Annotated in this window: 7 protein-coding genes and 1 pseudogene; 5 read left to right on the top strand and 3 right to left on the bottom strand. The window is 68.8% G+C overall.

Annotation, left to right across the window (positions count from 1 at the left end; all coding sequences use genetic code 11):
* Nucleotides 1-55: 55 nt before the first annotated feature.
* Nucleotides 56-385 (bottom strand): 3'-5' exonuclease, encoded by a 330-nt coding sequence (locus LXN00_RS10930; protein ID WP_234508176.1) that lies wholly within the window; start codon nucleotides 383-385, stop codon nucleotides 56-58.
* Between the two features lie 138 nt (nucleotides 386-523).
* Here LXN00_RS10930 and LXN00_RS10925 point away from each other — a divergent pair.
* The 5 genes and pseudogenes from LXN00_RS10925 to dnaE all read left to right on the top strand — a co-directional run bounded on the left by LXN00_RS10925 (nucleotide 524) and on the right by dnaE (nucleotide 6,793).
* Nucleotides 524-1,566, top strand: a pseudogene (locus tag LXN00_RS10925) (transposase).
* Nucleotides 1,567-1,822: 256 nt separating this feature from the next.
* Nucleotides 1,823-2,449, top strand: coding sequence for a LexA family protein (locus tag LXN00_RS12665; RefSeq protein WP_267962813.1), 627 nt, complete (start codon nucleotides 1,823-1,825; stop codon nucleotides 2,447-2,449).
* Nucleotides 2,450-3,682 (top strand): hypothetical protein, encoded by a 1,233-nt coding sequence (locus LXN00_RS12750; RefSeq protein ID WP_279231877.1) that lies wholly within the window; start codon nucleotides 2,450-2,452, stop codon nucleotides 3,680-3,682.
* On the top strand, nucleotides 3,630-3,782 hold the full coding sequence (locus LXN00_RS10900) for a hypothetical protein (protein WP_234508174.1): 153 nt from the start codon (nucleotides 3,630-3,632) through the stop codon (nucleotides 3,780-3,782). Before LXN00_RS12750 ends, LXN00_RS10900 begins: the two co-directional genes overlap by 53 nt.
* The gene (dnaE, locus tag LXN00_RS10895; protein WP_267962812.1) at nucleotides 3,755-6,793 is read left to right on the top strand and encodes a DNA polymerase III subunit alpha; all 3,039 of its coding nucleotides are present in this window, start codon (nucleotides 3,755-3,757) and stop codon (nucleotides 6,791-6,793) included. Before LXN00_RS10900 ends, dnaE begins: the two co-directional genes overlap by 28 nt.
* A 48-nt stretch (nucleotides 6,794-6,841) precedes the next feature.
* Here the strand turns inward: dnaE and LXN00_RS10890 are convergent, their stop codons facing one another.
* Together LXN00_RS10890 and LXN00_RS10885 are read right to left on the bottom strand one after the other, a co-directional pair.
* On the bottom strand, nucleotides 6,842-7,312 hold the full coding sequence (locus LXN00_RS10890) for an RES family NAD+ phosphorylase (protein WP_234508172.1): 471 nt from the start codon (nucleotides 7,310-7,312) through the stop codon (nucleotides 6,842-6,844).
* 10 nt (nucleotides 7,313-7,322) lie between these two features.
* Nucleotides 7,323-7,679 (bottom strand): antitoxin Xre-like helix-turn-helix domain-containing protein, encoded by a 357-nt coding sequence (locus LXN00_RS10885; RefSeq protein WP_234508170.1) that lies wholly within the window; start codon nucleotides 7,677-7,679, stop codon nucleotides 7,323-7,325.
* Nucleotides 7,680-8,523: the final 844 nt, after the last annotated feature.

Here is an 8,523-nt window from a genome sequence, read left to right as displayed (position 1 = left end):
TACGCTTGTTGGTGAAGCGGCTGGCTAGGGCCGCGTAGCTGGCCGTGGAGGACTTTTACGACAGCCTCTTATAGGTAGGAAGGCTGTATTTTTCCAGGCTCCGGTTCAAAAGGGGCAGGTCGTAGCGCAGCAGATTGTGTCCGATGAGCCAACGACCCCCAACGAAGTTCTGCAATTCCTTGAGGGCCCTCTCCAGCGGCACTTTCTCCCGCTCGTACTCGTCAAAGACGATGCCAGTAAACCGGAAAGCCTCGTGGTTGGCGTCAAGGGGCTCTTCGGTGGATACAAAGCGGTGAAAGGATCTACCCTTCGCGTCCTGGGCAGCGATTTCCAGAATCTCGGCCTCGTTTGGGTCTGGGGAGGTGGCCTCGAGGTCCAGAATCACGCAGTCGCCTAGGGTACTCGGTAGACTCCTATCCTCAAGCATTTTCCCCCATCCTTCATTCCTTGGGCCCGAGTTTGTACACACCAGTAAAGGGATTTAGGAGTTACGCAGTTGACTGCCAACCCCTTGGTTACTATGATGATATCACACACAGAAAAACGGGCTTGGCAAGAGGAGGTGATACCTGTGAGCCCACCCAAGTGCGATGACCTTGTCTACATTCACTTCCTCATCGCCTCTCAGAAGAACTTTACCTGCACCGAGGCAGAAAGATGTCAACCAGAAAGCCCCAATAGCCCAGCCCACGATGCCTTCACCCGCCTGCTGCAAAGACAGCCTTTAGACACAGAGGCGTTGTGGCAGGAGGCAAAGGCGTTCGTAAAAAAGAGGAGGGGCTTTTGGTTTTGGATGACACCACTTTAGATAAGCCCTACGCTCAAAAGATGGAACTTGTCACCTATCATTGGAGTGGCAAGCACCAGAGGGTGGTGAAGGGCATTGCTCTTTTGACTTTGCTTTGGACGGATGGGAAAGCCCTCATCCCCTGCGACTTTCGGGTTTATGACAAGCCCATCTCCGCAAAGACCAAGAACGAGCACTTTCAGGAGATGCTTTTGTCCGCCAAGGAGCGAGGCTTTCAGCCTGAGTATGTGCTGATGGACAGCTGGTATTCGGGTTTGGAGAACCTCAAGCTCATCGCTTCCTTTGGCTGGTTTTTCCTGACAAGGCTAAAGAGCAATCGGATGGTGACCCCCGATGGCAAGGGGAATGTGCCCATAGGCAGTGTGGACATCTCAAAGGAAGGGAGGGTTGTGCATCTTCGGGGTTTTGGGTTTGTGAAAGTATTCCGGACGGTCTCCAGAGACAGAGACGCGGAATACTGGGCGACAAATGACCTGGGGATGACGGAGGAAAAGAGAGCCACGCTGGAGAAGCGGGGATGGGGGATAGAGGTATATCATCGTGCGCTGAAGCAGTGCTGCGGTGCGGAAAGAGCACAGGTTCGGAAAGCGGTGGCTTATCTCAAGCACCTTTTGCTCTCCTTGCGGGCTTTCTTGAGGTTGGAGGTTTATCGTTTGCGGACGGGGATAAGCTGGTATGAGGCGAAGGCAGCCATTCTTCGGGACGCCATCCGAGCCTATCTGGCACACCCCTCCTATGAACTCATCCCAACTGCGTAAGTCCTATCACCGTTGTACCGCAAGCCGCGGCTCTCCAATCCCTCCCGAAGCATCGAGAGGCTAAATGGTTGTTGTTGGAAGGGCTACGTCTTGGGCCAGGCGGAGAGGGGCTGGGGGCCTCCTTGGAGGTCGGTTCTCGGCGAGGGAAGCCGCGCTTGCCCATGTCAATTCGACACCTCAAGGGAGTTTGCAAGGCAAGCTCCGTAGGCCTTGACGCCCCCTAGTACCTGTTATATAACAGGTGTAGGGGGATCCTATGAAACTGCCTCCCGGGCAACAGCGGGTGCTCAAGGCCGCGGCGGAGATGGTCCAGGAGGGCTTCTCCCCCACGGCCCACGACCTCACGCGCCTCCTCGGCCTGCGGCCCCAAACCCTGCGGCAACACCTCGAGGCCCTGGAGAAAAAGGGCCTCCTCCGCCTCCACCCCGCCGGCCACGGCCGCCCCACCCACCTGGAGCTCACCCCCGAGGGCCTCCTGGTGGCGGGGGCGGCCATCCCCTTGGTGGGCCGCATCCCCGCAGGCCCCTTGGAGGAGGCCATGGAGGAGGCGGAGGGCCTCCTGGCCCTTCCGGGAAGGCCGGGCCTCTTCGCCCTGGTGGTGGAGGGGGACAGCATGGCGGAGTACCTCCTGGAGGGGGACGTGGTGGTGGTGGAGCGGGGGCCCAAGCCCAGGCGGGGAGAGGTGGCGGCGGTCCTCCACCAGGGGCGGACCACCTTGAAGTACGTCTACCTCGAGGGGGACGAGGTGGTCCTCAGGCCCCACAACCCCGCCTACCCCACCCTGCGCCTCCCCGCAGGGGAGGTGGAGGTGCAAGGGGTCTTCCGCTTCCTCCTGCGGGGACGGGAGGCCTTGGAGGCCCTAAGGATCCTGCGGAGGCTCTAGATGGTGGCCGCCGCCCTCTTCCGCCCCTGGCCCGTTTGGCTCCTCGGGCGGGAACGGCCCGAGCTCCAAGACCTCCCCCTGGCCCTGCACCGGGGCGGGCGGGTGGTGGCCCTCTCCCCCAAGGCCCGCCGCCTCGGGGTGCGGGAGGGGATGGGGGTGGAGGTGGCCCGGATGCGGGCGGCGGGCCTCGCCCTCCTCCCCTACCCCGCCCACGCCGCCCCCGCCTGGCGGGCCCTCCTCCAGGAGCTTTACCGCCTCACCCCCTGGGTGGAGCCCCTGGAGGAGGGGACGGTCCTCCTCGGGCTCGCCCCCGCCGAGGCCCGGCTCCTGGCGGAGGGGTACGGGGTGCGGGTGGGGGTGGCCGCCTGGCGGGAGGTGGCCCTCCTGGCCGCCTGGGCCGCCCGGGAGGGGGAGGCCCGGGTGGTGGCGGAAGGGGCGGAGCGGGCCTTCCTGGCCCGGCTTCCCCTCCACTTCCTGAGGGGGGTGGGGCTTGGCCTCGAGGGGCTCGGGAAGCTCAGGCTTCTGGGGCTCAAGCGGGTGGGCGAGCTCCTCGCCTGGAGCCCCGCCCAGCTTCGCGCCTACCTCCCGGAAGGGGAAAGGCTTCTCCCCTACCTCCACGGCCCCTGGCACCGGGGGGTGGCCCGCTTCCCCGAGGCGCCCCAGGTGGAGGCCAGGGCCCCCTTGGACCCCCAGGGGGAGGTGGGGGTGGACCTCCTGGAGCACCTGGCCCGGAGGCTCCACCAAAGGCTCGCCGGCCGGGCCGCCCTTTGGGTGGCGGTGGAGGCGGTGGGGGCGGGGCTTCGCTTCCGGGGGGAGCACCTGGCCAAAGCCCCCTTGCGGGAGGAGAAGGAGGTGCGGCTCGCCCTGGAGCTGGCCTTCCGGCGGAGCGGGGCCTGGGGGATGCCCCTGGAGGAGGTGCGGGCGGCGGCCTCGGGCCTCCACCGCCCCGCCCACCAGGAGGGGCTTTTCCGCCGGCCGGGGGCCGGGCTCGGCCCCCTCTTGGCCCGCTACCCGGGGGCGCTTTTGCGGGTGGAGGTCCTGGACCCGGAGGCCCTGGCCCCGGAATGGGGCTTCCGCTACCGGAGCCTGGAGGTGGAGGATGCGGCTTTACCTGGTGCCCCTCACGGTCCTCGTTCAGGAGGGGAAACCCCGGTGGGTGGTCTGGGGCAGGAAGCGGCGGGTGGTGCGCCTCCTGGACCGCTGGCGGGCCGGCGGGCGCTGGTGGCGCCTTGAGCCCGGGCGGGACTACTTCCTCCTGGAGGTGGAGGGAGGCCTCCTCCTGGAGGTCTACCGGGAGGGGGAAGGATGGGTGCTGAGCCGGGTCCTGGACTAGCCCTGCTCTGGACGGAGTCCTACTTCGGCCGAGGGGTTTCCTCCCCGGAGAGGCTTTTGGAGGTGGCCTCGGCCCTGGGCCACACCCACCTGGCCCTCACGGACTGGCGCTCCCTCACCGGGGGCGTGCGCCTATACCAGCGGGCGAAGGCCCTGGGGGTGGTGCCCCTCCTGGGGGCGGGGCTTCCCCTCAAGACCCCGGAGGGCACCTTCCCCGTCCTCCTCCTGGCGGGGAGCCGGGAGGGGTACGCCCGGCTTTCCGCCCACCTGACCCAGGCCCTGGCGGAAGGGAGCCTGCCCCTGGAAGCCCTCCTCGAGGCCAACGAGGACCTCGTCCTCCTCACGGGGGGAAGGGAGGGCTTCCCAAGCCGCCTCCTGGCGCAAAGGCGCCTGGAGGCCTTGGATCGCCTCCTAAAGGCCCTGCGGGCGGCCTTCGGGGAGCGGCTTTTCCTCTCCCTCTACCACGCCCGCCTCCCGGGGGACGACCGCCGGGCCCGGGTGCTCCGGGCCCTGGCCCAGGACCGGGGCCTGCCCTACGTGGCGGCCCTCGAGGTGCGCCAGGCCACGCCGGACCTCTACCCCCTCCTGGACGCCCTCACCTGCGCCCGGCTGGGGGTGAGCGTGGAAGAGCCCCATCCGGAAAGGCCCCGGAACGAGGCCCTGGCTCTGCCCAGCCGGGAGGAGGCCCTGGACCGCCTCCCCTTCCCCGAAGCCTGGGCCAACGCCCGGGCCCTGGGGGAGGCCCTGGCCTTCCCCCTCCTGCCCGAAAGGAGCCTGGACCCTCCCGTCCCCCTCCCCCCGGGGCGCACCCCCATGGGGGAGCTCGCCCGCCTGGCCTGGGAGGCCTTGGAGCGCCGCTACCCCCACAGGCCCGCCTACCGGGAGCGCCTCAGGGAGGAGCTCGCCACCGTGGAGGCCTTGGGCCTCGCCGGCTTCTTCCTCCTGGCCCACGGAGTGGCGGCCTGGGCCCGGGCCCGGGGCATCCTGGCCTCCGCCCGGGGGAGCGCCGTGGGGAGCCTCCTCGCCCACCTCCTGGACCTCACCCCTGTGGACCCGGTGGCGGAGGGCCTCCTCTTTGAGCGCTTCCTCCACGGGGGGATGAAGGCCCTGCCGGACATAGACCTGGACCTGGCGAGCCGCCGCCGGGAGGAGGTGATCCGCCACCTGGAGGAGGCCTACGGGGCCCAGGAGGCCATGGCCGTCGCCTACGTCACCTACCGCCTGCCCTTGGCGGTGCAGGACCTGGGGCGGGCCCTGGGCCTGCCCGCCCCCTTGCGGAACCGCCTCACCCGGGCCCTGGGCCGGGACTTCCGCCACCTTCCCCCCCACCGGGCGGGGGAGGCGGAGCCCCTCTTTCGGGAGGTGCTGGGGGAGGCCCCCGTGAAGGACCTCCTCCTTTCCCTCCTCGCCCGCATGGAGAAGGGGCAGGTGCGCCACCTCACCCCCCACGTGGGCGGGGTGGTGGTGGCCCCCGGTCCCCTCACCCGCTACGCCCCCGTGGTGCGGAGCGCAGGGGGGATCCGGCTCCTCACCCTGGACAAGGACGACCTCGAGGCCCTAGGCCTGGTGAAGCTGGACCTCCTGGGCCTGCGCACCCTCTCGGCCCTGGAGCGGGCCCGGGAGGAGGTCTTCCGCCTGGAGGGGGTCTGGCTGGACCTGGAGCGCCTTCCCCAGGAGGAAGGGGTGTACCGCCCCCTCTGGCGGGGGGAAACCCTGGGGGTCTTCCAGTTGGAAAGCCCTGCCCAGACCGCCATGAGCCGGAAGCTCCGCCCGAGGAGCCTGGAGGACCTGGCCCACCAGATCGCCTTGGTCCGCCCGGGGCCCATCCAGTCGGGGACGGTGCGCCCCTACCTGGCCCGGCGCCTGGGCCAGGCGGCGAAGCCCCCCCTGCCCCCCGCCCTGGAGCCCATCCTGGGGAAGACCCACGGGGTCCTCCTCTTCCAAGAGCAACTCCTCCGCCTCCTCCACCACGGGGCGGGGATGGACTGGCCGGAGGCGGAGGCCTTCCGCAAGGCGGTGGCCAAGGCCCGGGACGAGGAGGACCTCCGCCCCTTGCGGGAGCGGTTCTTGCGGGGCCTAGCGGCCACCTTGGGCCTTGCGGGGGAGGAGGCGGAGGGGCTATGGCGCATGGTGGAGGGCTTCCGGGGGTACGGGTTCACGGAGAGCCACGCCCTGGCCTTCGCCCGCCACGCCTACGCCACGCTATGGCTCAAGGCCCACTACCCGGCGGAGTTCCTGGCGGGCCTCCTCTCCGAGGCTCCCGGCATGTGGCCCCTCGCCACCCTGCGCCAGGAGGCGAGGCGGCTGGGGGTGCCCCTTCTGCCCCTCTGCGTCAACCGCTCGGGCCTCCACTACCGGGTGGAGGTCCAAGGGGGGGTGAAGGCCCTCCGCCCACCCCTCACCGCCGCCAAAGGGGTTTCGCCGGAGGTGGCCCGGGCCATCCTGCGGGAGAGGCTTCGGGGCCCCTTCCGCTCCTTAGAGGAGTTCCGCGCCCGCCTGGACCTCCCCCAGGACATCCTCCTCTCCCTGGCCCGGGCGGGGGCCTTTGACGGCCTCCACGAACGGCGGGAAGCCCTCTTCCGCGCGGGCCTTCCCCGCCAAGGCCCCCTTCTGGGGGAAGGGATAACGCCCCCGCCCCTCCCCTCCCTAGGGGCCGGGGAGCGGCTTGCCCTGGACCTCGAGGCCAAGGGGTTTTCCGAGCTCCCCCTCCACCCCATGGACCTCCTCCGGGGGAGGCTGGAGGAGCTCGGGGCCACCCCCATCCCCCTCCTCCGCCCCGGGCCCGCCCTCACCGCCGGGCTCGTGGTGGCCAAGCAGAAGCCCCCCACCGCCCAAGGCCACGCCTTTTACGTCCTCGAGGACGGCCCCCACCGCCTCCAGGCGGTCATCCCCCCGGAGGTGTGGGCGAGGCGCTACCCCACCCTGCGGGACGCCCGGGTTTTGCTGGTGCGGGGGGTTCTGGAAGGAGGGGCTTTGCGGGTGGAAGAGGTATGGGACCTTGGGGAAGCGTAGGCCTGCCCCTCGAGGGCCCGGCTAAAAACCGGAGGCTTATCCGCCCCGCTAGCCCCGTGCCCGCCGCACCAACTCCTCCACCCTGGGGTCCCAGACAAGGGAGAAAGGCCCCTCTACCTCCACCAGGTGGAAGGCGGGGTGCTTCGGGTTAAGGACCAGGTTCCACCCCTCAGGCACCAGCACCGAGGGTACAAGGAAAGCAAGGGCGCCCTCCTCCACCAGAAGGCGTCTGCCGACTTCCTGGGTTTCGGGAGGATGAGGGAGGGCCCTCCAGTTCGGCGGGATTTCCGCCCGGACAACCTCGGACGAGGGCACCTCTAGGCGAAAGTAGACGTAGCTCTCCAAGGAGGCTACCTCCAGGGCGTAGGCTAACCACTCCAGCACGCTCAGGGCCAGGTGCTCGCTGGCGTAGACTGCGGGAACACCTTTGGGGTTCCAGCGCCCGCCCCGGAGCGCCGCGCCGCGGCCCGAGAAGGCCTCCGGGGCATAGTCCGCCTTCACGAGACGGTAGGCTCGCAAACCCGTCTCCCTACAGGTACACCCCCTCCTCCAGGTTGTCCAGGAGGTCAAGGGTGGCCTCGAGGCCGGCTTCGTTGACCGCAAGGTCCAGGGGGCGCTTCCCGCCCAGGGCGGGGTTTGGGGTGAGGAGGAAGCGCCGAGCCCGCTCCGGGTCGCCGTGGAAGAGGAGGGCCCGCTCGTAAAGGCGGTAGAGGCGGTAGAGGCGGTCGGAGAGCTCCGGGGAAAGCCGCGCCCCCTGGCGTTGGAGGGTCCTGGGGGTGGTGCGGAGGAGGCGGGCCAGGGTGGTTTGGGGAAGTCCGAGGTTCTTTTGCAGTTCTAGGAGCGCCTCCTTGGGCAAACCCTCTTCCAGGAGGGTCGCACGCGCCACAGGATCGGGTGGGAGAACCATAATGGTATTGTCGCAAGTTATGCGACAAAGAGCAAGGGCTGCCCGCCGTATGCCCCTCCCCTTAGGTTTTCAACCTAACGCCCCCCAAAGCCCTCAGGACTCCCACCCTTGCCTCCCGTAACCCCTGCAAACGCTCGTCCGCCAGGGCATCCCATGCCCCTTCGCCCATCGCCATACCCCCCTCCATGGGATGGCAATGCGGGCTGGACCTCGGCAAGTACCTCGCCTCCCCCCTCGGCACCCCGTGTATTCCGCCGGCGGGCCCAGAGCGAAACCGCCCCCGTCCAGGGAGTCCACCCCTACCTCGTCAGGCGCACCTGCCGGGTCCGCTTCCACCCGCAACCCGTCCTCCGGAGGTGGCGGGCCAGGGTGCCCGGGGGTTAGGGCCACGCCAAAGCGCTCAGGAGGGCCTCGGAGAGCTTTGCCAACCTGAAGGTACGGTCCTCCTTGAGCCTTTCCCGGAAGCGGCCATCCCGGGGGTGAGCTTGGACCCTGCACCTCGGGGTTTGCGGTGGAGGAACCCGGGGATGCCCTCGGCGAGGGGTTGGTGGGGGATGGGGGTGGAAGGGGAGAGCGATGCGGGGGGCGGGCCATCCTGCGTTGGCCAGGCGGACCATCCACGCCTAGGTGCGGGTCTTCTTCTGCGCCTTGGCGTCCTGGGAGAGGCGCAGGGATCCTTGGCCTTCCTCGGAGGTCAGGTGGTCCTGAGGGGTGCCGCTGGGTTGGGATTGTAGGGCTTGCGGCCTGGCATCCCCCGACTTCCTTGCGAAGTAGTCCTGGCCTCGTTCCGCAAAGGCCCTTGCGGTATTGAACGAGCACGGGC

The organism is Thermus brockianus, from assembly GCF_021462505.1.
Taxonomy (GTDB): domain Bacteria; phylum Deinococcota; class Deinococci; order Deinococcales; family Thermaceae; genus Thermus; species Thermus hydrothermalis.
Note: the sequence above shows the minus strand (reverse complement) of the source record. Positions and strands in the feature narration are given on the sequence as shown.